22 protein-coding genes and 1 pseudogene are annotated in these 23050 nt (G+C 57.4%); 11 read left to right on the plus strand and 12 right to left on the minus strand.

What is annotated here, in order from left to right; genetic code table 11:
- Positions 1-239: 239 nt before the first annotated feature.
- The 5 genes from NML54_RS06490 to NML54_RS06510 form a co-directional block, all read right to left on the minus strand.
- Positions 240-1058, minus strand: a complete 819-nt coding sequence (locus NML54_RS06490) for a shikimate 5-dehydrogenase (RefSeq protein WP_254756794.1) — start codon at positions 1056-1058, stop codon at positions 240-242.
- A 1-nt stretch (position 1059) separates the two neighbouring features.
- Positions 1060-1380 (minus strand): glutaredoxin domain-containing protein, encoded by a 321-nt coding sequence (locus tag NML54_RS06495; RefSeq protein ID WP_012902647.1) that lies wholly within the window; start codon positions 1378-1380, stop codon positions 1060-1062.
- A 533-nt stretch (positions 1381-1913) separates the two neighbouring features.
- Positions 1914-2078, minus strand: coding sequence for a ribosome recycling factor (locus NML54_RS06500; protein WP_254756796.1), 165 nt, complete (start codon positions 2076-2078; stop codon positions 1914-1916).
- Positions 2079-2513: 435 nt separating this feature from the next.
- Entirely contained in the window at positions 2514-3911 is a 1398-nt protein-coding gene (locus tag NML54_RS06505) for a galactokinase (protein ID WP_254756798.1), read from the minus strand.
- Positions 3912-4214: 303 nt separating this feature from the next.
- Positions 4215-4817, minus strand: a complete 603-nt coding sequence (locus NML54_RS06510) for a TetR/AcrR family transcriptional regulator (protein WP_254756800.1) — start codon at positions 4815-4817, stop codon at positions 4215-4217.
- A gap of 291 nt (positions 4818-5108) precedes the next feature.
- Between NML54_RS06510 and NML54_RS06515 the strand changes: the two genes are divergently transcribed.
- The 4 genes from NML54_RS06515 to NML54_RS06530 all read left to right on the plus strand — a co-directional run bounded on the left by NML54_RS06515 (position 5109) and on the right by NML54_RS06530 (position 8971).
- Positions 5109-6059 (plus strand): biotin synthase, encoded by a 951-nt coding sequence (locus NML54_RS06515; protein ID WP_254756802.1) that lies wholly within the window; start codon positions 5109-5111, stop codon positions 6057-6059.
- A gap of 248 nt (positions 6060-6307) precedes the next feature.
- On the plus strand, positions 6308-8050 hold the full coding sequence (locus NML54_RS06520) for a cation:proton antiporter (protein WP_254756804.1): 1743 nt from the start codon (positions 6308-6310) through the stop codon (positions 8048-8050).
- Positions 8051-8234: 184 nt separating this feature from the next.
- The gene (locus tag NML54_RS06525; RefSeq protein WP_254756806.1) at positions 8235-8738 is read left to right on the plus strand and encodes a hypothetical protein; all 504 of its coding nucleotides are present in this window, start codon (positions 8235-8237) and stop codon (positions 8736-8738) included.
- An 11-nt stretch (positions 8739-8749) separates the two neighbouring features.
- Complete coding sequence (locus tag NML54_RS06530; protein WP_254756808.1) at positions 8750-8971, plus strand: hypothetical protein; 222 nt, start codon at positions 8750-8752, stop codon at positions 8969-8971.
- A 209-nt stretch (positions 8972-9180) separates the two neighbouring features.
- On the opposite strand, the gene NML54_RS06535 is transcribed toward NML54_RS06530, so the two are convergent.
- From NML54_RS06535 to NML54_RS06560, 6 genes are all read right to left on the minus strand, one after another.
- Entirely contained in the window at positions 9181-9684 is a 504-nt protein-coding gene (locus tag NML54_RS06535) for a hypothetical protein (protein WP_254756810.1), read from the minus strand.
- A 159-nt stretch (positions 9685-9843) separates the two neighbouring features.
- On the minus strand, positions 9844-10617 hold the full coding sequence (locus NML54_RS06540) for an HAD-IIB family hydrolase (protein ID WP_254756812.1): 774 nt from the start codon (positions 10615-10617) through the stop codon (positions 9844-9846).
- A gap of 171 nt (positions 10618-10788) precedes the next feature.
- Complete coding sequence (locus tag NML54_RS06545) at positions 10789-11643, minus strand: PTS system mannose/fructose/sorbose family transporter subunit IID (protein ID WP_254756814.1); 855 nt, start codon at positions 11641-11643, stop codon at positions 10789-10791.
- A gap of 11 nt (positions 11644-11654) precedes the next feature.
- Positions 11655-12524, minus strand: a complete 870-nt coding sequence (locus NML54_RS06550; protein WP_254756815.1) for a PTS mannose/fructose/sorbose transporter subunit IIC — start codon at positions 12522-12524, stop codon at positions 11655-11657.
- Complete coding sequence (locus NML54_RS06555; protein ID WP_254756817.1) at positions 12521-13501, minus strand: mannose/fructose/sorbose PTS transporter subunit IIA; 981 nt, start codon at positions 13499-13501, stop codon at positions 12521-12523. The genes NML54_RS06550 and NML54_RS06555 overlap by 4 nt, the downstream gene beginning before the upstream one ends.
- Positions 13502-14234: 733 nt before the next feature.
- Positions 14235-15104 carry a PRD domain-containing protein gene (locus tag NML54_RS06560; protein WP_254756818.1) on the minus strand — a complete coding sequence of 290 codons (870 nt, stop codon included), beginning with the start codon at positions 15102-15104 and terminating at the stop codon, positions 14235-14237.
- A gap of 251 nt (positions 15105-15355) precedes the next feature.
- On the opposite strand from NML54_RS06560, the gene NML54_RS06565 reads away from it, so the two are divergent.
- From NML54_RS06565 to NML54_RS06595, 7 genes and pseudogenes are all read left to right on the plus strand, one after another.
- Positions 15356-16099: a response regulator transcription factor gene (locus NML54_RS06565; RefSeq protein WP_254756819.1), complete on the plus strand. Its 744-nt coding sequence runs from the start codon at positions 15356-15358 to the stop codon at positions 16097-16099.
- 93 nt (positions 16100-16192) lie between these two features.
- A complete protein-coding gene (locus tag NML54_RS06570) occupies positions 16193-17848 on the plus strand; it encodes a sensor histidine kinase (RefSeq protein WP_254756821.1) in 1656 nt (551 codons plus the stop codon).
- A 174-nt stretch (positions 17849-18022) separates the two neighbouring features.
- Positions 18023-18718, plus strand: a complete 696-nt coding sequence (locus NML54_RS06575) for a TetR/AcrR family transcriptional regulator (RefSeq protein WP_254756822.1) — start codon at positions 18023-18025, stop codon at positions 18716-18718.
- A 584-nt stretch (positions 18719-19302) separates the two neighbouring features.
- A pseudogene (locus NML54_RS06580) lies at positions 19303-19620 on the plus strand (MMPL family transporter); the annotation flags it as partial.
- 124 nt (positions 19621-19744) lie between these two features.
- A complete protein-coding gene (locus tag NML54_RS06585) occupies positions 19745-20149 on the plus strand; it encodes a fluoride efflux transporter FluC (RefSeq protein ID WP_254756824.1) in 405 nt (134 codons plus the stop codon).
- Complete coding sequence (locus NML54_RS06590; protein WP_005504159.1) at positions 20149-20601, plus strand: fluoride efflux transporter FluC; 453 nt, start codon at positions 20149-20151, stop codon at positions 20599-20601. Before NML54_RS06585 ends, NML54_RS06590 begins: the two co-directional genes overlap by 1 nt.
- Positions 20602-20826: 225 nt before the next feature.
- On the plus strand, positions 20827-21468 hold the full coding sequence (locus tag NML54_RS06595; protein WP_254756826.1) for a VanZ family protein: 642 nt from the start codon (positions 20827-20829) through the stop codon (positions 21466-21468).
- A gap of 195 nt (positions 21469-21663) precedes the next feature.
- Here the strand turns inward: NML54_RS06595 and NML54_RS06600 are convergent, their stop codons facing one another.
- Entirely contained in the window at positions 21664-22671 is a 1008-nt protein-coding gene (locus tag NML54_RS06600) for an MIP/aquaporin family protein (protein WP_254756828.1), read from the minus strand.
- Positions 22672-23050 lie beyond the last annotated feature (379 nt).

The raw sequence follows: 23050 nt of genomic DNA on the forward strand, positions 1-23050 counted from the left end.
ACATGTTAAAAACCTGTGGATACAGGCTAAAACAACCGAATTACATAAGATGAATTACACGAGTGTAAGAGTTTTCCCCAGATTTCTCCACAGATGTGGAAAACCTTAAATACCAGGGTGTGTGTAATTACAAAAAATCCGGTGCTACGCACCAACAAAAAAGTGCCCGGAAGAATCAACCTTCCGGGCACTTTCACGTATCGAGCCCCTCACTGGGCGAAGAAGCAGCGGGCGCGAGCCTAGTTAGCCTGAGCCTCCGCCTCCTCAACCTCCTCAGGGGTGAGTTCCACGCCGGTGTACAGGCGGAACTGCTCAGCAGCCTGCAGAGCAATCACCTCTCCGCCGTGAATAACTTCCTTACCTGCCGCGCGAGCCGCACGAACCAGCGGAGTCTCAACAGGCATCGCCACCACGTCAAAGACTACCTGCGCCTCAGCAATAGCCTCCTGCGGGTACGACAGCTCCTCGCTCTCCTCACCGCCAGCCATGCCAATCGGGGTCACATTCACCAGAATCGGCGCTCGCAGGTTGCCCACCTCCGGCGCCCAGGCGTACTCGTAACGCTCAGCCAGCGCGCGGCCAGTCTCCTCGTTACGGGCAATAATCATGCCCTGCGAGAAGCCCGCATCAAAGAACGCGCCAGCCACAGCTGCAGCCATACCGCCCGAACCGCGCAGCAGGAACGGCAGAGACGAATCCACATTATGCGAACGTAGCAGGGAAGCCACCGCAATCACATCCGTGTTGTACGCCTTCAAGAAACCGTCAGTGTTCACAATCGTGTTCACCGCACCAATAACCGCAGCCGAGTGGTCCATATCATCCATCAGCGGGATAACAGCCTGTTTGAACGGCATAGACACCGAGCAACCACGAATACCCAGAGCACGCACGCCGGCGATAGCACCCTCAATATCGGTGGTGGTCATCGCCTTGTACAGGTAATCCAGACCGTGCTTCTCGTACAGGTAATTGTGGAACTTAATACCGTGATTCGACGGGCGACCAGACAAGGAAATGCAGACCGTCGTATCGCGGTTCAGTGCCGGGCGAGCCATCTTAAGCTTCGCCGCCAGCGTCGAGAGTGTTCTGGATTAGCTTCTTCACCTTGTTGCGGCTCACCAGATCAGCGACCACAAAGTGGGTGTCGCCGGTGTCCACGGTGGGGACGGTCGCGTTGCCGTCGTTGAGGGACTTCACGTGCGCCTCAGCCTGCGGATCTTCCCATATGTTGACCCAGGTAGCGTGGTCGCCCAGCTCGCCCAGCTTAGAATCCAGAGCTTCGCAGTAGGGGCAACCGGGACGCCAATAAATGACGACGCCACCATCCTTCATGACCTCGCGTGCTTTCTGCTGATCAGACTGCTGACGTTCAAACATAGTTCCTCCATAGACGGGGTGCTCCGCGGTCTTCAGGAGGCACTGAAACCTACCTGAGGGCGTAGCTCAATAAGTTGACATATCAAGCATAGCCTGAGAATACAGGGGTGGGGGAGAGGTCCTCATAGGGCGAACGCCCACGCCGCACTCCCACAGCCCGTGCAGCACTCCCACAGAAGCCTTCATCCTGTGCTCCAGAAGCCTCCGCCCCAGAAGCCTCCGCCCCGTGCATTAACGGCATACGCCCCACATCAAGGTTGCCGGACCAATGATGCGGGGCGTATACAGTTCGCGAGAAAGCGCGAGTACTTGTGCTGAGTAAGAGTAAAAGAAGAGTGAAAACAGGCTACCAGGCGGTAACCGAAGCTGAGCAATATGCCGAGTGAGTTGGTGAATGAAAGAACCCAGGCGGGGCAGAACGCCCCATTATTCGAGAGAGATGTTGAGTGAAAGCCTGTATGCAAACCCAGAGAAATGGCACCCTACCCCATGAGGAGGCGAGGCAGGGTGCCAACCCAAAGGAGGCTGTCGCCTTACTTACCGAACTTCTCAGTCAGCTTGGAGACGTTGTCGGTCACGACCTCTTCAACCTTGGCAACGTGCTCGTCGGTGACGACCTCCTTGCCAGCCTTCTCGTTGATGACTTCCTGAGCCTTGTTGAGGCCCTGCTCAACGGTGCCCTTGATATCGAAGCCCACGGGGGCCTCCTTTCTGCGCTTTCGCGCTCTAAACCCTCACCTTGGGTGAGGTACCTGCCCGGGGCGGGCAGAAAACTGGAGTGTGATGCATTGGCGGACCAAACCTGCAAGCTGGGCTTGTATATGACGGTCGAACCCGGTGTAGATGCTATCCATATGCCGGACTATGTGCGTCGAAACTTTACAGCTCACGGATTGCGTCCGTCGATAAGTGTATATACCTGCGGGGGGAAGAAAAACCACTCTCGGAAAACGTGGCGCCACTTTTGACCAATGACCAAAAAATTATGGCTTATCAGTGTATTATTACGGGGGATAAGCGGAGGAAATTTGCAGAAACTCGCAGGAAACTTCCAGCTATGAATATTGTTCAAACCCCCGAAAAAACGCCCCTATGACACCCCACCGACTAATGACAGACCTCAGTGCCCAACCCTACAACACCGGAATATCCGTAGGAGCAGCGCCCACAGCCCAATCATGAGACGCTGCAAAACCAGCAACCATCGGCAAAAAACGAGGCGCCGCATAGCTGCGCACAGCATACGCAGTCGCCACCGCATCCGCGGCAGCCTCCAGCTGAGAGGTCGGAATCAACGCCATCACCGCGCCACCAAAACCGCCACCCACAATACGGGCACCCAGTGCGCCCCGATCCAGGCACACCTGCACCGCAGCATCAATCTCAGGGCGAGAAACACGCAACTCATCACGCATCGACACAAACGACTCCGTGAAAATACGACCCGCCTCCTCAAACGCCGCGCAACCCAGCTCATCAGCATGCTGCAGCAAATAGCTCGCACGACCCACCAGAGTCATATCGTGGAACGCATGACGCACCCAACCACGCGGGAATGAACACGGACGACCCGCATCCTCCAGGGCATCCAAGGCACGATTCACCGAAGAATCCACCAAATCAGCACGCCACGCCTTCGCCGCACGCGCATCCATACCCGCACACGACAAATCCTCCGGCAAAGCATCACGCAAAAAACGCAGACCCAAAGCATCAGCGCACGCCTCAGATGCCGCACGACGAGCCGCAAAACCGCCATCCGTTAGCTCATGCGGAGTGTTCGTATCAATCACCAAAAAACTCAGGCCATGCTGGGCAATATCCACCGCAACCGGCTCAATCGAAAAATCACGGAAATCAACCACCAGAGCCTGCTCCGGATGCGAACGCAACGACGCCGTCTGATCCAGGCCACCCGTATGCGCGCCAGCCACCTTATTCTCAGCTGTAATACACACCTGAGCCAGACGCGCACGCAACGCATCACCATCAGCCGGGGTAGCATCCGCCTCCGGGCACTCCTCACGCACCGGACACGAGAGCTCCAACAGTGCCAACCCCGTCGAACACTCCAAAGCCGCCGAAGACGACAAACCGCCACCCACCGGAACACGAGAATTAATCAGCAGATCAGCACCAAACTCATCGGGCAGCATGATATCCCTGCCACCCTCCTGATTCATCGCCCACGCAACACCCGCCACATACGTGAACCAGCCCTTGAGATGCCCCGGCTGAATATCGCGAATCACAACCGTGCGCTCGTCCCCCGGCATCTGCAACGACGAAGCACGCAATACACCATCACGACGCAACGCACCCGCAATATACGTGCGATACGGCAACGGCATCGGCAGACACGAGCCACCCAAAAAATCAATGTACTCGCCCAAAAGATTCAGACGCCCAGGCGCAGACCACACACCATCAGGCTCATAACCATACGCAGTAATAAACTCCTCACGCACACGCGCAATCTCCGCGCTATGGTCCGGAAGAGCCGCCCACTGGGCGGTAGCGGTCATCGACATGGAACACCTCTGATAAAGCCCAACAGGGCACTAAGATATAAACAACACCCCACCCGCACCAGATACCCAACAGGCAACAGCGCAAGTACGTGTCACATCTAGACTAAAGCAGACAACCGGCGAACATCGACTCAATCGCCAAACTGCACCAGTACCAGGGCGCAGCAAGTACCAGGGTGCGGCAGGTACCAGGTGCGGCAGGGGAGAACTATACTCAACACACGGAAAAGCCCCGCACCCCCACAAGGGGGGGGGGCACGGGGCACCATACACAACTAATAAACCAAAAGAGGAACAGGCGACTTACGCATCCTGCGTATAAGGCTCCTGCACCACCATCATCGAATCAATCGCAGAAAGCAGGTCCTGACGGTAACGGTTAAACGCATTCTCAATCAGAGGAACATCGCCACTCACCACAGCCTCCTGCGGAGAAATCAGCGGCAGAGTCTGATACTCCTCCACCAGGCTCAATGCAATATGGGTCAACAAACGAGCACGACGCAGCGCCTCCGCATGGCCCAAACCAAGAGCCTGGAACTCATGAGCCATAGCCACCACAGGCTTCAACTCACGAGGATGCAGAGCTAAGCTCAAACGCACCACCTCAGGGCACTCACGAATCGGGTACAGCAAAGAGAACAGAAGATCACCGCGGCGAATCATCGAAGCGCGAATAGCCTCCGGATTCGGCTCAGCCTCCTCAGACATCGACTTCGGGGCACGAGCCAGAATGTAATCCGCCAACAGAATGAGAAGCTGCTGCTTATTCTTCACGTGGTAGTACAGAGCGCCGGGAGCCACGTGAAGCTCCTGAGCGAGTCGGCGCATGGAAAGGTCCGCCAAACCGTAGGTCGCCAAGACCTCGTAGGCGGTATCTAGAATCTTTTCACGGGAAAGTACCACCCTTTCATTTTAGGGTGTTCAAATCTGTAACGTGAGCAAGATGCACCCCGCGGCAAACAAAAACTCCCCAAATACGCGGTACAAACCCAAAAATGAATGTTGATTCTCACCCACCCGGAGCGAACGGTTCGCGTTTCACGAGCACTTTTGCCACCAAAAACGCTCCAGCACACACGGAATAGGTAGCCGCCCACGCTCTCGGCATAAAATCACGTCTTAAACCACCCAAAATCGCCAAGACAGGTAAACCTCGCGGGCGCACGCCCCAAAATCAGGTGTTTAATATTCAGTATGAGCAACGCATTTTCTGAACTAATCGAGCGCGCCACCGCAGGCGAAGGCCTCAATCGCGAAGAAATCCACACCCTCCTCGTGGACGGTGACGGACAGGACTTCGCCCTCATCGAGGCAGCCTCCGTAGTGCGCCGTAACGAATTTCGTAACATGATTGCAATCCACACCGAAGATGAAGCACTCGCCGACGCCCTGGGCACTCGCTCTATCGCCGTGGACTCCTACGAAGTACTGGATATCTCCCGCGATATCGACTCCGAAGAACTCGCGGCAAGCATTGAACGTATTGCTGAATCCTCCGCAATCGGCGTGACCGTACTACTGCCCGAAAATGCAGTACCCATGATGCTGATGCGCGTGCTGTCCATCCTGCGCCTGGCAGCGCCCGCCAAGGTTATTCATCTGCCCGAAGGCTACGAACAGTCCCTGCGCTCGCTGACCTCACTCGCAATGCACGTGGTCAGCGCTATCACCATTACCGACGACATTGAGCAATGGCCGATGGTCAACGAGGTGCTCAAAGCACTGCGTCACGGCGGCATCGTCATTTCCGGCACCGGTGGACGCGACGCCCTCGCAGGCTACCTGCGTTACCTCTCCGACCTGGGCGTGGACCTCATGGGTCACCGCGATGCACGCGGCTCCGCCTGCGGCTCGGTTGACGGTGGCGGCTGCGGCTGTGGCTCGGGTGGCTGCGGTAGCCACGAGGAGTCGGCACCTTCCGCCGGTGGTTGCGGTTGCGGCTCGGGCGGATGCGGTTCCTCCGCTGAAGCTCCGGCTGAGGCTCACGGCCACTCCCACGGTGGTGGTGGTTGCTGCGGCGGCCACGACGAACCGAAGGAAGAAAAGGGAGGCTGCTGTGGCGGCCACGACGAGCCCGAACCGGTCGTGGAGGAAGCTCCCGCTGGCGGTTGCGGCTGCGGTGCTGGTGGATGCGGCTCTAAATAATCCGCTAGAAGTAGCTACCCCAAGCAATATATTCCAAATATAGAGTTTTCCCCTGAATAACCTGCTGAAAAGTGAGGATATTCAGGGGAAAACTCTATATTCCACATAAAGCATTAGGCTTAGAGGTAAACAACGCCACAATAAACGCTACAGAACCCCCTATCCGAAAAACGGAATGAGCCCCTCCGGTAGAGTAGAAAGACGTAGCCGACTAACCCTAGCCGCGCGAAAGGAACAACACCGGACCAATGCTTTACCTCTCCGTTATTGTCATCATCCTGATTGCGACCGTGTTCATGGTCAGCGTCGGTGACCGACTCAACCTCCCCTGGCCGGTCATGATGACCCTGCTCGGCACCGCCGCGCTCTTCATCCCCAACCGACCGGACCTTACTATCGACAGCGACATCATCCTGCCGATCTTCCTTCCGCCGCTACTGTGGGCCATCGGCGTTAAATTCTCCTGGGGCACCCTGCGCCGCCGCTGGAAATCCGTACTGCTCTACTCGGTCCTTCTCACCACCGTCTCCGCCCTGGCAATTGCCGGCGCAGCCATGTGGTGGGTCCCCGGCATGACCATCGCCGTCGCCCTTGCCGTCGGCGCAGCCGTATCCCCACCCGACCCCGTCGCCGTGGAAGCAGTCGCTGAGCCCGTCGGTATTCCCCGACGACTCATCGGCACCCTGCAGACCGAAGGTAGCTTCAACGACGCTATCGCAATCGTTCTCTTCCACGCCGCAATCCACTCCATGACCAGCAGCCACCACATCGAGCCGCTCTCCGTTGCCAAAGACTTCGTGCTCGGCTCAATCCTCGCGGTCATTGTTGGTTACATCTTCGGCTGGCTCGGCGGCTACGTTCGCCAGCGCGCCCACGACGTGGTCACCAGCAACGCCGTGACCCTCGTGATCCCCTTCGGTGCCTACCTCGCTGCTGAAAGCGTGCACGCCTCCGGCGTTATTGCCGTGGTCATCGGCGCTATCCAGTTCACCAGCACCAAATACATGGCGGCACTCGAAGCGGAAGAACGCCTCTCCTCCACCTCCTTCTGGCAGATTATTGAGCTGCTCATGACCGGTGTCGCCTTCGGCCTCATCGGCCTGCAGGCAAGTAGCATCATCACCACCGCCGACCCCTCCCGTACCGCAGGCCTCTTCGCTGACGGTGCCCTGGTCGCACTGGTCGCCATCCTGGTGCGCCTCATCTGGTTCACTATCGTCTGGCTGGCAGGACGCAAGAACCCCATCCACGAGGGCGCCCCCGAAAACTTCGCCGAAGTTATCGTCATGACCTGGTCCGGCATGCGAGGCCTCGTGACCCTGATTCTTGCCCTGTCCATCCCCGTGGTCAACGGCACCGAACAGGTCCGCCAGGACGCCATCGTCATGATGCTCTCCGTACTCTTCTTCACTCTCGTGCTACCCGGCCTGACCCTGCCCATGCTCGTAAAGGTCCTTGGCGTGCGGGCTAACCATGAAGAAGAAACCGCCGTACCCGAACTGCTCAAGATCGCGCAGAACGCCGCCCTTGAAGCACTGCAGGCAGAAGCGAAAGCAAGCACCGACCCTGAGACCTATGCCCGCGTGAAGGAAATGTGCTCCGCCATTACCCGCCGCGACGAAATCAGTGAGGCGTTACCCGAAGAATACAAACAGTACATGGAGAAACTTAAGGACAAGAGGAACGACTTCGTGCGCCTGCGCGATGCCGCCCTCGTCGCCGCGCAGAACGAGGTCATTGCCGCACAGGACCGCTACGACTCCCACGACGTGACCCGCGTGGTGCGTAAGCTGGACATCCTGGCGCAGGCTGAAAGCATCCGCGCCTCCGGCATGTTCATTCTGCCCGCCATGACCGCCGGCGCGGTCGCCATGGAACGCTACAACCTCTGGAAGAAGCACCAGGGCACCCTGAGCACCAGCGCAATCCCCGTGGTCGAGAACGCGCCCGCCTCGCCCCTGGTCACCAACGAGGTAACCCCCACATCCTAGCGGGTACCTGCACCGCGTGCATGAACGTTACATTTCTGCCCCTGCCTACGCCACCGAGATAAGCCCGTTGGTCTTTAACTCACACGCGATAGGCAGAGGCAGAAGCAGATTAAGTCTCAACTATCACCTAAAATGAGAATCAAACGTTAGCTCTCTCAAACTCACGAACACTTTGAAAGTAGACATGGATTTCAAGACTCTCTCGCCTGCGTACCTGACCTCCCTCTGCGTAATTTTTTGCGGCGCGCTCTTGATAGGAACCTCCAGCCCCTGGCTCCTGTGGCTCGGCTGGATCCTTCTGGTTCTTGCGTTGGGCCTGAACGTCCTTGCCTTTGTGCTGTCCGTGGGTAAGGCGAAGGGCGATCCGACCCCCGCACTGGTGACCAACCTGGACAGTTTCGAATCCTCCGTTGAGAACCGCATCCGCGAGCGCTCGGAGCACCGCCGTGAAGAGCGTGAAGCTGCTAAGCATGGGGCAATTGAGTACGAAGTTGCGGCGCAGGCTAACCAGGAAGTAGCTCCCGCTGAGGCGACCGAGCCCGCTGAAGCTGCCGAGGCTGTTGAGGTTCGTGAGGAAGAGCCCACCGAATCTCAGCCGATTGTTGATCGTGCCCCCGGCCGTACGAGCGTTCTGCCCTCGCGTCCCCGTTCGGGTCGTGCCCCCAAGCCCCGCTCCAACGCACGCTAGGTAGGTCGGTAGTGAATACGAAGTTTTTGCTTTCACCGGCATACCTGGTTTCTGTTGCCCTGATGCTTGCCGGCGCGGTGCTTTCCGGTGGTCGGTTCATGCTGATCGGCTGGATTCTGTGCATTGTGGGTGTCTGCTTGAACGCTATGACCCTGGTGGTGCTGACGAATCGTGAGCAGCTGTACACCATAGACGCGAATGCTACCCAAGGAAGCCGCCGAAGAGCCCGTTGAAGCACCCGTGCCGAAGATTAACTAAGGTTTAACCTCCTAAGACGTAAAGACCCCCGCAGAGATTATCTGACGTGAATAAAAGACCGTAACCGCCCCCGTACAGGGGAGTGGTTACGGTCTTTTGTTGTCCCTGAATGCTCACCTCGGCTAACGCTCGTCGAATACTTTTGTTTTTTGGGAGGGAGGGGTGAGCGAGCGCAGTGGGGTCTTTAGTGCTGAGTACCCAGCTTCTGCGCCGCGAAATCCGCGTACTCCTGCACGTGCGCGCGAGCCTGCTTGGTCAGCGCCTTATTCTCATCCAGGATGCGCGCCGACTGCGCCGCCATCAGCTCCAGGTACTGGCGGTCGCGGGTCTTCTTCCATGCGGTGCGTGCCGCCTCCAGCTCCGCGAAATCGTTGAGCGCCTGACGTTGCATCGTGTAGCGGACCCACATGAGCACCAGAATCAGCACCAGCGGAATGAGGCACGCCCAGCTCTGCCACAGCCCGTACAGTGCCGCCGCAATGGCACCCAAAACGATCAGCACCGGGGAGATTGAAACGATGGGGGAGTCTGGGCGGTTCTTCTGGTTCTTCACGAGTGATTCACGCGCCATAGCGCGGAAGGTGTCAGAGAAGCTGGACGGGTCGTACGACTGGGTAGAATCGGCCTGCGGGCTCTTCTGTGACTGATCCTTGCTGGACTGGTTCTTTGGGGGTTGAGCGGGGCACATAGAAACCTCACGGGGATACACGGGGAGTAACGGGAAAGCGGGGTGTTTCACGTGAAACGGGGGAGTAGGCGGCGAGTACGCGCGAGAGAAGCGGCGAGCATGAGGAAGCGGCTGGCGGCTCAGCGCTCGCCGCGCCTAAATGCCAGCCGGGGGGAGCTTTTACAGGGAAGCCTCAATAAACTCGTACGCCTTATCCACACAATCGGTGGTGACAGCCTTAACCTCATCGGGGGAGTAGCTGAACGACGCCGAACGGTCAGCGTAGCGGTGCATATTGATATCGTTCCACGAATCACCAATCGTATGCACCTCATAGGAGCTACCCGAATGCTCAGCCTGCAGGTACTCCACCAGATGCTGCAGGCCGGTGCCCTTCGTGCAGGCGGGCGGCACAATATCCAAGAAATCCTGATTCTTGTGGCAGTCCACCGAATCACCAAAACGCTCCAGAATCCAGGTGTGCGCCGCCTCGCGGACCTGGGCATCCGGAATCCACAGGGGTACACCCACGTACTCGTGGTTCTGCAGGTCATCAGCCGGTAGGGGAGTGAACTCCGGCAGAATATTTGTCGATGAACCCACCCGGTCGCAGAGGCTGTAATCGTTATCCAGGGTCGTAGCGAATAGTGCCACGCCGTCCACGGTGCTGAAATGCTCGTAGCACGCCTGCACAACACTCACCGGAAGAGGCTGATGGTAAATCACCCGGTACTCCCAGTTGGTAATCACTGCACCCGTGTACAGCACGTGGTAGTCAAAGCGGATGGCGGTTGGGCTCAACGCCAGCTGAGTGGCAAAAATGCTCTTGCCCGTGCACGAGACTGCCAGGTTACCCTCCGCCTGCCAGCGGGCAATCGCCTGCTCATTGGCAGGCTCTACGGCACGGTTAAATAGGATTGTGCCGTCCAGGTCGAAAGCCATCAACTTGGTCATAGAAACTCCTTCGCGGGAGGGCTGCATTGCCGCGAATTGTGCGCCGCAACCGATAGAAAACGGGGGTGCTGCCGGTACTTTTAAGTGTACCGACTGCACCCCCGCCGCTTGAGACAATCCCTTGAATCTCGCACTTTCACTGAAGGGTGAAAGGGCTCATCCCTCATATTTTTAGAGAGCCAGGAAGCCCAGGTACGAACCGAGGATACCCACGGCAAACAGGGCGAAAATCAACCAGATAGCGTTGACCTTCTTCTTCAACAACCACATGCACAGGAAGCACAGACCCAGCGACGCAAGGCCCGGCAGCAGATCGTTCAGCACCGACTGAACGGTCACATTCACCATATCGCCAGCCTGGTTCTTGTAGCTGGTCAGCGGCAACGGAATGTTTACGCTCGTCCAGCGGTACACCAGCGCACCCATCACGAACAGACCCATCACGGAAGCGCCCTGAGTGATCTTCTGCAGGGTGTTACCGCCCGCCTCAGTCACAATCTGGGTACCCTTCTCGTAACCGTACTTGAAGCCGTACCAGCGGGTCGCCCAGCGAATCGCGGTCAGACCAAAGAAGAACAGTAGCGGGCCCAGAATATTACCGGTCACCGCCAGAGAAGCACCCAGAGCAGCCAGCACAATACGTGCGGTACCCCAGTAAATCGGGTCGCCCACACCAGCCAGCGGGCCCATCAGACCCACCTTCACGTTGGTGATAGCGGCCTCGTCAATGTCCTTACCGGCTGCCTTCTCACGCTCCATCGCAGCTGTCACACCCATAATCGAGGATGCAACCCACGGCTGGGTGTTGAAGAACTCCAGGTGGCGGGTCAGCGCTTCCGCTTGGTCTTCCTTCTTGGTGTAGAAGCGCTTAATAGCCGGAATCATGGAAACCGCGAAACCGATGGATTGCATACGCTCAAAGTTGAACGAACCAAGCAGAAAAGTGGAGCGGATGTAGGTTTCGACCTTATCGCGCTGGGTGAGCTCGGGAACTTCAACGAGCTCGACGTTCTTGTTCTCAGTCATGATGATGCTCCTTACTCGAGCTCGTTATCGAGATCGTTTGCTGCGGCTGCCGGTGCTGCGACGGGTGCCTCGCTCTTGTGGAAAAGCGGGTTCAGCTGGGTGTACAGCAGACCCAGGCAAGCACCCACAATACCGATAGCAACCAGGTTGAACTGTGCCTGACCGGACAGGGTTGCGACGAGATCCTTCGCACCCTCGGTGCCAGCAATCGAAATCGACTGGGTTGCCGGGATAGCGGCGGCGGCAATGAAGCCAAGGAAGAAGAAGGGCATGAGAGCCTTCGAACGCATCATGTTGATGACCATTGCGAAACCGACCACGGTGATCATGCCACCTGCGATACGAAGACCAACGGTCACCTCGGCAGGAATCATGTTCAGCAGGCGGGTCAGCTCTTCGGAGCTAATCAGCGCCACAATAGCGGTCGGGATAGCCACACGCAGACCCTGCAGTGCCATACCGCTGATGTGCATCAACTCAATACCGCGGAAGTTCGCGGTCTTCGCGAAATTATCAGCCTGATGTTGGAAGAACACCGTAATGGTACGAACGAAAATGGTCAGAACCTGACCTGCTGCAGCCAGCGGCACAGCAATAGCAATACCGGTGGTGATGTCCTGGTGACCCTGAATCACAACAACAGCGGAGATGGTGGATGCCAGAGCCGAGTCGGGAGCCATTGCCGCACCGACGTTCATCCAGCCCAGGGCGATGAGCTCCAGTGCGCCACCGAGCATAATGCCGGTAGTCGGATCACCCAGCGCAAAACCCATCAGGGTGCAAGCGACCAGGGGGCGGTGGAACTGACGCTCGTCCACCACGGATGCGACGCCCGCAATGAACGCCACGAGAACAACGAGAATAAACGTCAGGGCGCTCATGCGTCCAGGCCTTTCTGCTTGAGAATCTTTTCCAAATCAACCGGGGAGTGGTTCGGCAGCTGCTGCACCGTCAGCTTCACACCGCGCTTAATGAGTTTGCGGTAGGCTTCCAGGTGTTCCTCGGAGGCGTACACTGCGTCCGAGAGCTGAACCATGCCGGTCTTGAAGGTGACGCCACCAACGTTCACTTCGTTGATCTTGACGCCTTCGTCGAGCAGTCGCACCACGTCAACGGGGGATTCTACGACGAACATGGTCTTCATGCCGGTGTACTTGGGGTTGTTGTACACGCGACCAGCCTTAGCGATGTCCAGGACGTTGGTCTTCACACTGGTCGGCGCGACCTGCAGCAGCAGGGACTTGCGCAGCTGATCGTGTGCCGCATTATCGGATGCCGCGATGAAGGTCTGCGGTGCGATATGCGGAACCCAGGTGCCTGCCACCTGACCGTGAATCAGGCGGGAGTCGATGCGGGTGAAGATAGCGTCCATGGTGCCGCCGGGAACCTGCTGAGCAGCCGGAACCTCGACCGCCTTGGTCTCTGCGGGCTTCGCCTCGGCGGGCTTGGCGGCTGCGGGCTGGTTCGCCTCCTGGAAAGAGCGAATACCCTTAGTGCCAGCCTTGTGCGCCTTGGCGACCAGGGACTTGAGGGTTGCGTTCTTACGGCCTGCGCCGGAGATGACCTCAATAAGCATCGGTACGTTGACACCGGAGACGACGTCGACGCCCTCGCGGGTGGCTGCGAACTGCGCACCGGCGTTGTAGGGGCTACCGCCGAAGAGGTCGACCAGCAACAGGGTTTCTTCTGCTTCGGACGCCTCAACGATGCGGGTGTACTCTTCGACGAGATCTTCGGGGCCCTGACCCGGCAGGAAGGTGACCGGGTGGACGTTTTCGAAGTTACCGAGGATCATGCCGGCGGTCTTCAGCAGAGCCGGAGCCGACTCGCCGTGTGCCGCCACAATGATAGTGACCATAGTGGTCCTCTCGTGTTCGTGACATGGTGTGTAGCGGCCCCGTGAAGGGCCTCATAATTCTCAGATAGTAACACGTTGTATTTGTGTTTTGTGGGTTTTTCTGACTTTGCACACTTTAGGTTCCTGTGATATTTTTCCAAGTGTTGGAATGTGGGTTTTTGATGTCAAAACACGTATTTATTGCCAGGGTGTAAAAAATTTAAACAGAACACCGAAAAAGGTTGCCGAAGTGGAGGATAAAGCGTTAGTTTTGTGAAATTTCAGGAATGACGGCATATTGTAAGCGGACTGATGAGGTGCTTGTTGCGGGATATTTGGGTTGCGACGGTGCAAGAAAATGATTTACAAAGAAAATACCCAACAAAAATGGGTGCGTGAGTCAAAAGATGTGGGATTTATACAAAACCAACATTTTCCTGCGCTCTGTCCACAGAATGGTATTTCTGGAATACGCCGCTATAAACCGTCATTTCAAAATTTAAATCGACGCGCTAACGCGCGAAGGAAAACCCGGAAAAACGACATTTTAGTGACAGGTTGTATATATAAATAGCAACCCACCTTTAATGGCCACGTTCCGCCCGGCAACACCCCTCTAGAATCCTCACTCCCAGATTCTTCACTCCCAAATTCCACCACCCGAGCCCCTCACTGGGGTTCCGGGGCACAGAAAAGCTAAGGTATAGAAAAAGCGACCGAGAACCCTCCCCGCTCGCTTTCTATCGAACATGCGCTACGCGTTAATGCCCCACATATCCCGCGCCAGACGCGCAATATGAATCGTCAAATACGTCAACTCATCACGAGTCAGGCTCTGCTTCAACTGCATCTGCAGCACCAGTAAAACCTTCTGCGCACACGCGTAGGCGCGCGGTGCATCCTCACGAAGAGCCGCCAACAAACTCGGCTGCGACACCTCATCAGCGTCCTCTGTACGATTCGCGGAGGCGCGGCTCGCACGCACAAATAGGTACCGCAGGTGCGTCACAAAACGTGCCGCACTCATCGAATCCAGGTCGATCTTCCGCTCGTAGCTTGCCTCAATAATTTCAAAAACCTGCGCGAAAACCTCGGTCATGCGGAATGCCTGAGACATATCCGCCGTCGCAAATTGCGCGTTGACCAGGTGCAACGCCAAAGGAATAGCCTCGTTCGGGTCCAACTCAACCTGCAGGCGCTCGCGAACCATTTCCAAAACTGCGCGGCCATACTCCACCTCGCGCGGGTAGAGAACGGTTACCTCCGGGGCGAGCGGATACTGCACCCGCACCCCGTCACGCGCACGAACCACCGCATAGTGCAGATGATCAGCCAGCGGAAGAATAAACGAGTTCGACAGCTCCAGTGCACCCTCGGTGCGCACCTTCGACTCCAAAATCGTGGCAATCGACAGAATCTCCGCCGGAATCTCAGATAGGGTCATACTCAAACGCTCACCCGACATGCCCTGCTCCGGCACAAACGTCTGCTCCACCGCAGACGGGTCAATCAGCTGACCCTTACGCTTACCAAAAGCAATGCCGCGACCAATCATCACGGACTCCTTGCCGTAATGATCCACCGTGAGGACAACATTATTGTTATAAATACGGCTAATGCGCATGCGTCGTCCTCCTTCACGGGTGTTGGTCGCCGGAACAGAAACGGCAAATTCAAAAGATACGCAAAGGTGATTGAGCGTTACCTAAGCTAGTACAAATTCTACCGAAAGTTTGAAGCTGTCATGAAGGGTTGACGCGCAAATGCGGGTAAAGCTGTGCCCCAACTGTGAGGCGGGCAAGCATTCCATAAGTTTGCGGCTGAAAACCGGCTCCCGCCTCACCGCGAACCCTAAATCGCGATACCCTTAATCACATGAGCAGCAAAGCAACCGAAATCGCAAAGAACCTTCCCGCACTAGAGCATCCGGACGGTAGCCCCATCCGCGCCCTCGTTGTTGACGATGAGGAGATGCTCAAGGAACTCGTCAGCATGGGTCTGAAAATGATCGGCTGGGATGTGCAGTCCGCCGGCGACGGACCCTCCGCGCTCGCGATTGCCCGCGATTGGCGCCCCGATGTACTCGTGCTGGATATTATGATGCCCGGCTTCGACGGTCTGGAGCTGCTCTCCCGTATCCGCAAGTTCTACCCCGAGGTTCCCTGCCTCTTCCTGACCGCTAAAGATTCGGTTGATAACCGTATCGAGGGCCTTGCCGCAGGCGCGGATGACTACGTGACTAAGCCCTTCTCCATGGAAGAGGTCATGATCCGTTTGCACCGCCTGATGCAGCGCTCCGGCGTTGCTGCCATTGACGATGCTGAGTTGGTTGTTGGCGACCTGGTGCTGAACCAAGACACCCGCGAGGTCACCCGCGGTGGCGAGCAGATTAACCTCACCGCAACCCAGTTCGACCTGCTGTGCTACCTCATGGAGAACGCGAAGCGCGTGGTCTCCAAGAGTCAGATTCTTGATAATGTCTGGAACTACGATTTTGGTGGTCAGGCAAATATTGTGGAGCTGTACATCTCGTACCTGCGCAAGAAGATTGATGTGGGTCGCGAACCGATGATTCACACCGTGCGCGGTGCCGGTTACGTGCTACGTCCCGCTGTCTAAGTTTATTCTCTGCTCTTCATATGGCGCGGTATAACACCCGGTTATACCGCACCATATCATTTATATTCAGTATTTCGAATATAGAAAGAAAGGATGCTCGTGGGATCCTACTCACCCGGTGGCCCCGCCTCCCCGGATAATGAAGCAACCCGCCCCCTGCGCGCGGGTACCCCCGCACGAGATGGTGCCGCACCCTCCTCGGGGAACTTCTTCGTGCGCCTACGCGCCGCCTGGAAGAGCATGAGGAACCCCGAGGCGTCCCCCGAAGAACTCGGGTATGTACCCCACCTGCGTTCACGCCTTATCGCCATCCTCGTGGCAGCCCTCGGCATCGCCTGCCTCATTATTGGCCTGTCCACCTACGTGACCCTGCAGAACTCCCTCTACCAGCAGGCGCAAAGCGACCTCAAAGAAACTAGTCACCGCGTAGGGCAGTCGACCTCTCGAGACGGCAAGCAAGAAGAAGTGGACTGCAGTGACCTGCAGAAGAGTAGCTTCCTTTTCGCACCCGGTCAGGCATCCGGAACCATCATTACCTGTGTTGAATCCGAAGGCGCTGTGGAAATCGCCAGCAAGCTCGGTAAGGACGGCACCATACAAACCCTCTCCGCCAACGATCAGGTAGCCCTCGGAACCATGGCACTGAACGCCACCAAAGAAGAAGTCCGAGAGGTCAAATTGGAATCCGGCCTGTACCTCATCAAAATCACCCCGAAGGCTAATAGCAGCACTGATGCCCAGGTGGTTGGTATTCCGCTCGCCAACGTACAGCAGACCCTCACCATCTTCGTGATTGTGGTAGCCCTCGGTTCCATCGCCGTGATGGTCGGTGCCGGCGTGGCGGGCTCCTATATTATTCGCGGTACCATGAAGCCCCTGGAGCGAGTCTCCGCGGTGGCAACCGATGTGGCGCACCTGGATCTGGAGGAGCACACCATCTCCTCGGCGGTGCGAGTGGAGTCGCGTGATTCCGACCCGCGCACCGAAGTGGGTGCCGTAGGCTACGCCCTCAATCAGCTGCTTGATAACGTGAACTCAGCCCTCGAGGTGCGCGAACGCACCGAACATCAGATTCGCGCCTTTATTGCGGACGCCTCCCATGAGCTGCGCACGCCTCTGGCTGCCATTAAGGGGTACTCCGATATGCTCCGTTGGACGGAGCCGCTCAGTGAATCCGGCCAATCCTCCCTGGCGCGTATCGACTCGCAGACTGAACGTATGTCCCGCCTCGTGGAGGATCTTTTGACCCTTGCCCGCCTGGACGAGGGGCGCGAACCCAAGATGGAGCAGGTTGACCTGACCGAGCTGGTACTTGAATGCACCTCCGACATGCAGGCGGCAGCGCGCACCCACGAATGGCACCTGAACCTGCCCGACGAGCCGGTTGAGGTTGTTGCCGATCGCTCCCAGATTCAGCGCGTGATCTTGAACCTGCTCTCGAATGCTCGCAAGCACACCGATGAGGGTACTCGAGTGACCGCTGGCCTGTCGGTGGATGCTGCACGCCGTGAAGCTGTGGTGACCGTGACCGATAACGGTCCGGGTATTGCCCCGGACTTCTTGCCGAAGATTTTTGACCGCTTCACCCGTGCCGATAAGGCGCGTTCCGGTTCGGTTGGAACCACCGGTCTGGGCCTGGCGATTGTGCAGGCGATTGTGCAGGCGCACGGTGGTTCGATTCAGGTGCAGAGCCAACCTGGACATACGGTCTTTACGGTGCGTCTGCCTTTGGAGGCGGCGCGCGCCTAGTGCGCTTGATTTGTGGTTCGCTGAGCGGCTTGCTTGACATGCCAAAACGCTAAATTGCTTATTGAGTGAACATTGAATCTACACTTCAAATTTATTACCTAGAGTGCAAATATGTGGTGAATCTAACCCTCCAGTAGTTGCTCCCGGTGAAACATTGCGCGTATTGTAAAAAGTATGGCTAATCTTGTTGAATCCCCCGCAAACATCACGGACAAGCGTTCCGCTCGCAAGGCAGAGAACCGCATCGCAATCGTTGAGGCAGCAGAATCCCTCATCCTCGAGGGTGGCTACGGTGCCCTCAACGCAGAAGGACTCGCAGAACGCGCAGGCGTCTCCCGCCGCACCATCTTCAACCACTTCGCCTCCGTAGACGACGTGCTGGTCACCCGCATAAACCAGTACTTCAACCGCATCTTCGAGGAATCCGACTTCACCGTCTCCGGTGAAAACGCAAGCATGGAAGCCGAAATGCTATCCATCGCCCGCAAGGTCTTCATGAGTAACACCCTCGAAGAGTACATCGCACCCTTCGTGCACCTGCTTTACGCCCTCGAAATGGACAGCCCTGCGAAGTTCGAAGAATACTCGCACGTCATCCTCGAGCGCACCTACGACATCTTCCTCGAACAGTACCTCGCGGCATACCCCGACCTGCCCTACCTACGCGTGGCAGTCTTCGCTTCCACCCTCTCCGAAACCATCGGTGAAGGTGTCTACTACTACCTCACCCACGCTGAAGAAATAACGGTCAAGGTTGCAGCAGAAGCCCCCGAAGCCCCCGAAGCACTCGCCATCGAAGCGATGCGCCAGTGTGTCCTCGAAGCACTCGACTACCTGGGCCGTCTGGTTCAGGGCGAATTCGCAAACTAAGCCTCATAGCGTTTAACACTCAAACACTCTCGCTTCGGGCACCTCACCTGCAGGTGCCCGGGGCGGGTGTTTTTTGCCTAAAATTAGGACACAGTGTTCACCGTACAGGGCAAACCACACGCCGCATTCACACGCACCCAGCAGCTCTCCAACGAGCTTGCCTAACGCTTCCCCCAGTGCCAACCGCGGCTCCGGCCAGATCATTCTCACGACCGGTGACGGCACCGCCCTCACCGAAGAGTAGAAGCAGGTTGACGCGGGTCGCGCAGAAATCGCCTCCAAGAAGGATGAGCTGGCTGAAGGCAAGAAGAAGCTGGACAAGCAGCGCAACCAGCTGCAGAAGACTGAGAGTGAGTTGCCTGCACAGCGTGAGCATCTGGAGCGTCAGCAGAAGCTCTACGACTTCACCTCCGGTTACCGTATGGTCTCTAAAGATTAGTCCACGGCGATTGCGACTGTCTCGTTTAAGAAGAAGATTTACGAGGTTCTGTCCGCCGAATTGCAGAAGGTCATGTCCGACATTGAGTTGGCGAACTTGCACGGGGCAACCGTCCAGTTCGACGCGAACCTGAGTGAATCCGCGCTTGGTGGTGGCTGCCGCGATCATTATGATTTCGGTGTTTGGCGGCTTCATCTTTGCTGATTCGACGATGATCCGCCTGATGGGCTTTGGTTTGGCGTTCGGTGTGCTCGTGGATGCGTTCATTGTGCGCATGACGCTGACCCCGGCGATTATGGCTCTGCTGGGCGATAAGGCGTGGTGGATGCCGAAGTGGGTGGACCGCCTCACTCCGAATATGGATGTTGAGGGAGCCGCGTTGAGTGAGAAGATGAGCGAGAATATTCAGCACGAGCGTGAGTCTGCTGTCGCCGACTCGGGTAGCAAGCTCGGGTCAGAGTAAAGTATTAGTGTGCGTTTGTGCGCTACGGCGCACTTTGAAGACTAATACGAGACGAAAGGGCAGGTGCAGGGCGATGAGGAACCGCGCGAGTATCCGACAGTGGATAGGAGGCGTTCTGAACCGTGTGCCTGCCCCTTTTCTTGTCTTTTTGGGAGGCGGTACGGGGGCGCTGTGCCGCGTGTACACTCCCGGTGGCGTGCTGGTGGCGAACCTGCTGGGTTCGTTTACGCTGGGCCTGCTGACGATGGTGTGGAACGCCTACGCGCGCCGTGATGGTGAGGAGCGGATTCATTCGTTCCGCCTGCTCTTTGGTGCCGGCATGATGGGCGGCTATACGACATATTCGTCGATTGCGGCGGTTTTAGCGCAGACGATTTTTCTGCCGTACACGGTACATACTCAATATATGGTGCTGGCTGTGGCGGTGCTGCTGGTGGGTGGTTTGGTTGCCGCTGCGGCGGGCATGCTGACGGGTTGTTTTGTGGCGTCCCGCCTGGTGCCCGCTCGTGATGTTGAGGAGGGCCGCTAATGTTTTTCGCTCTGATGGTTTTCCTATGCGGCGGTTTGGGTGCGATGACCCGCTTCTTCTTGGATAAGGCGATGTCGCCTCGCCTGCGCACGGAGTCGTCGATTATTAGCCCGGTGTTCGTGATTAACCTGGTGGGCTCGTTCCTGTACGGCCTGCTGATTATGCCGGTGTCTAATCCTCGCGCGCTGGGGGTGCACTATAACGCCACGGATCAGGTGGCGTTCTGGTGCACGGTGATTACGACCGGTCTGCTGGGTGGGTTTACGACGTTCTCAACCGCCATGGTGGAGGCGCTGACCGCCCGTTCTGAGGGCAAGATGGTGAAGTTCCTGATGCTGTGGCTGGTGCAGGTTGTGGGTGCGATGGTGGCAGCTCTGGCGGGTGCGTTGCTGTTTGTGTTGCTGTTTGGTCGGTATATTGCGCCGGTGTTCCCGCCGGATGTTCTGTACTGACGGTGCCGGCTGTGGTGGTTCTCATAGTGTGTTTGGGTGCGTGTACAGCTTTTTCACAGTTTCGCCTAGGGTGAGCCATAGGGCGGTCTTTTACACTGGTGGTGAACGATATGCGGCGGGCATGAATGGTCACCCGCTATATACCACCAAGAATACATGTTAGAACAGGCATATATGCAGGTGGGGTGTGTATAACTCACTCTCACGACCTAAGGAACACACGGCATGCAGGAACTGCTCAGTAAACACATGATTGGCACCTTCGCCATCGAGATTGCGGCGCTTACTGTCGTACTCTCTATCATCGGATTTATTGGTATGCGCCTGCGCGCCAAGAAGACCGGTCGAGCGCACAGCATCCGCCAGTACCTACTGACCGCGTCCTTTGCGCTATTCCTTGCTTCTATTCTTTCTCTGACGCTGACCCCGATTGGCTCTTCCAATAGCGTCACGAACCCCGAGCTGTACTATCCGCGTTTCTATGTGGGTTGGAGCTGGCAGCAGGCGTGGGATTTGACTGCCGGCATGGGTCTGCGCCGCTTCGCAACGACCGTGTATGCGCAGCTCTTCTTCAATGTTGCCTTGTTCATCCCCTTGGGCTTCTTTACTGCGGGTTGCCTGCGCTGGGGTCTGCGCGCCACGGCGCTGAGTGGCTTCGCGCTGTCGAGCTTCATTGAGTTGAGCCAGTTGACCGGTAACTGGGGTCTGGCGGGCTTCACCTACCGCACTTTTGATGTGGATGACATTGTGAATAACACTGCCGGTGCGGTCTTGGGTGCGGTCTGCATCTGGGTGGTGCGCGCGATTCAGAAGCGCCGCGCGGCTAGGCATGACCGGGCGCTGACAAGGGCTACCGCCGCGGCCTAGGAGCCCCTGAAAGTCCCCATGTCCCTTCCGCGAGGTAGACGCAACAAACCCCTCATTTTCATAACCTGACCGGTATTGTGCAGGTTATGAAAATGAGGGGTTTGTTGTTTTTTAGATGAAACCTCGCCGGATAAATCTATTCAGATAAACCCGGCTCGATGAAGCCCTAGACAGGGAAGTTCTCGGGCGGGAAGACTAGTCGTCCTCGGTCAGCCGGTTCACGACGCGGGTGCTGCGGTTGCCCTTCACCTCTTCGGGGAGCAGAATCGGCATGGAACCGGTCGGCGTGTAGGTTGCCGCGCGTGCCGCCGCGGTAGCGTGGGTGTCCTCAAACTCGGGGATGACCTCGGAGCTGGGGGCACGGTACAGGTGGCTATTAGCCCACCATGCGAAGAGCAGAACCACAATCGCTAGAGCGCTGGAGACGAACAGCCACGGGCTGACCTGACCCTCGTAGTAGAGCTTGAAGAACGCGCCACCCATGAAACCGCCGGCAATCGGGCCGCAGATCGGAACCCACGCGTAGAACCAGCGCGAAGCGCCCTTATCGTGGAGGGGCAGCAGGGCGTGCATGAGGCGCGGACCGAAGTCACGGGCGGGGTTCAGGGCGTAGCCGGTCTGACCGCCCAGGCCGATGACGAGCACTGCGACCATGAAGCCGAAGGCGAGGGGCTTGAGCACGTCGTTGAGGTTGAGAGAGAGCTCCACACCGCCGCTGATGGACGGCTTGAAGTTCACGCCGGTGTACAGTGCTGAGAAGACCAGCATGAACGTGCCAATCATTTCGGAGAGTGCATTGGTGAAGTAGTTGTGAATAGCGGGGACGGTGCCGAAAACGCCGAGCTTAATCTTCTTATCGGCGGTTGCTTTCCAGTGCGGCAGGTAGTTGAGGTAAACCAGTCCGGCGCCGACCATTGCGCCGATGACCTGGGCGATGATGTAGCCGGGAACCTTCTCCCAGGGGAACTCTCCGTAGGCTGCCAGACCGATGGACACGGCGGGGTTGAGGTGGCCACCGGAGTAGGCGTGGGAGGCGTAGACGCCGAAGGTGACGGCGAAGCCCCAACCGAAGGCGATGGTGAAGAAGTTGTCGCCGTGGCCTTTGGATCGGCGAAGTTCGACGTTGGCGATGACGCCGCAGCCGATGGTGCACATGATGAGCGTGCCGAGGAATTCGGCGAGGTAGGGGCTGATGGTGTACACGGGGTGTCCTTCAGGTAGTGAACTGCGGGTGCGCAGTGCCGAGCGTGAGGGAGGTGTGGTTTTGTGTGGGGTTGTGCCGCCCGAGTAGCGTGTTTAACCTTTGGCATCTATGGAACCCTGAATACCCTAGAAGGGCAATACTTTAGTGTTATTTCACCCTTAGACATAAGCGATTTTTCGGGTTTTTCATTTAAAAATAAATGTGGAAGATGAGGGGAAAACCGGTCATATTCCACACCTTGGACTCGCTCCTTCAAATCGCGGTTGAACCCATAGAGAAACTTACGAATAAACCCGTAATCAAACCAACACTCGCCCCCGCCATCAGCGCCCCCCCGCACCACCTGCCATCAGCACAGAATGCCCGAGCACCTCACGG

It is taken from the genome of Rothia gullae (genome assembly GCF_024294905.1).
Classification (GTDB): domain Bacteria; phylum Actinomycetota; class Actinomycetes; order Actinomycetales; family Micrococcaceae; genus Rothia.

Bases quoted from the DNA above. Each gene is read 5' to 3' on its own strand.
- NML54_RS06590 (WP_005504159.1), top strand. From the start codon at position 20,149: ATGTTTTTCGCTCTGATGGTTTTCCTATGCGGCGGTTTGGGTGCGATG.
- NML54_RS06525 (WP_254756806.1), top strand. From the start codon at position 8,235: ATGGATTTCAAGACTCTCTCGCCTGCGTACCTGACCTCCCTCTGCGTA.
- NML54_RS06555 (WP_254756817.1), bottom strand. From the start codon at position 13,501: ATGGTCACTATCATTGTGGCGGCACACGGCGAGTCGGCTCCGGCTCTG.
- NML54_RS06570 (WP_254756821.1), top strand. From the start codon at position 16,193: ATGCTCGTGGGATCCTACTCACCCGGTGGCCCCGCCTCCCCGGATAAT.
- NML54_RS06535 (WP_254756810.1), bottom strand. From the start codon at position 9,684: ATGTGCCCCGCTCAACCCCCAAAGAACCAGTCCAGCAAGGATCAGTCA.
- NML54_RS06495 (WP_012902647.1), bottom strand. From the start codon at position 1,380: ATGTTTGAACGTCAGCAGTCTGATCAGCAGAAAGCACGCGAGGTCATG.
- NML54_RS06520 (WP_254756804.1), top strand. From the start codon at position 6,308: ATGCTTTACCTCTCCGTTATTGTCATCATCCTGATTGCGACCGTGTTC.
- NML54_RS06550 (WP_254756815.1), bottom strand. From the start codon at position 12,524: ATGAGCGCCCTGACGTTTATTCTCGTTGTTCTCGTGGCGTTCATTGCG.
- NML54_RS06540 (WP_254756812.1), bottom strand. From the start codon at position 10,617: ATGACCAAGTTGATGGCTTTCGACCTGGACGGCACAATCCTATTTAAC.
- NML54_RS06515 (WP_254756802.1), top strand. From the start codon at position 5,109: ATGAGCAACGCATTTTCTGAACTAATCGAGCGCGCCACCGCAGGCGAA.
- NML54_RS06560 (WP_254756818.1), bottom strand. From the start codon at position 15,104: ATGCGCATTAGCCGTATTTATAACAATAATGTTGTCCTCACGGTGGAT.
- NML54_RS06565 (WP_254756819.1), top strand. From the start codon at position 15,356: ATGAGCAGCAAAGCAACCGAAATCGCAAAGAACCTTCCCGCACTAGAG.
- NML54_RS06505 (WP_254756798.1), bottom strand. From the start codon at position 3,911: ATGTCGATGACCGCTACCGCCCAGTGGGCGGCTCTTCCGGACCATAGC.
- NML54_RS06595 (WP_254756826.1), top strand. From the start codon at position 20,827: ATGCAGGAACTGCTCAGTAAACACATGATTGGCACCTTCGCCATCGAG.
- NML54_RS06490 (WP_254756794.1), bottom strand. From the start codon at position 1,058: ATGGCTCGCCCGGCACTGAACCGCGATACGACGGTCTGCATTTCCTTG.
- NML54_RS06545 (WP_254756814.1), bottom strand. From the start codon at position 11,643: ATGACTGAGAACAAGAACGTCGAGCTCGTTGAAGTTCCCGAGCTCACC.
- NML54_RS06575 (WP_254756822.1), top strand. From the start codon at position 18,023: ATGGCTAATCTTGTTGAATCCCCCGCAAACATCACGGACAAGCGTTCC.